This window comes from Bradyrhizobium sp. Leo78 (assembly GCF_059512425.1).
The window spans coordinates 1-378 of the sequence record NZ_JCAMOT010000287.1 but is presented as its reverse complement, the minus strand read 5'-3'; the positions used below and the strand labels follow the sequence as shown (position 1 = coordinate 378).

Here is a 378-nt window from a genome sequence, read left to right as displayed (position 1 = left end):
CTGCGCGGCGCCTGGCTCGTCTCCGACAACAAGGAAGACGACGCCGTCCGCCTCTATGCGCGCGGCTATTACTACGACGCCAAGCGCAAGGGCATGAGTGATGTCGCCCAGGGTAATTACTGAACCGGGCAGCTGCCGAAACAAACCAATTGAAACAGCGGTCATAGCCTACGGCTGCGGCTGAACCTCCCGTTGTGATCCGGCCTGCTGTTGCGGCGCTCCCGATTGCGGCGACGCCGCCAGGATCGCCTTCAGAAGCGTTTGGGGCTGATAGCCGAGCCAGCCCGGCGTCAGGCCGAGTCGGACGACGATCAGATTGGCGGAAGGCACGATCGCCATGCTTTGCCCGTCATGCCCCGTGAGCCAGAACGTATCCTC

General features: G+C 63.0%; 2 pseudogenes. One reads left to right on the top strand and one right to left on the bottom strand.

Annotation, left to right across the window (positions count from 1 at the left end):
• Positions 1-123 (top strand): annotated as a pseudogene (locus tag AC5ZG1_RS44725) (lytic transglycosylase domain-containing protein); the annotation flags it as partial.
• A 45-nt stretch (positions 124-168) separates the two neighbouring features.
• On the opposite strand, the pseudogene AC5ZG1_RS44720 reads toward AC5ZG1_RS44725, so the two are convergent.
• Positions 169-378: pseudogene (locus tag AC5ZG1_RS44720) on the bottom strand (serine hydrolase domain-containing protein); the annotation flags it as partial.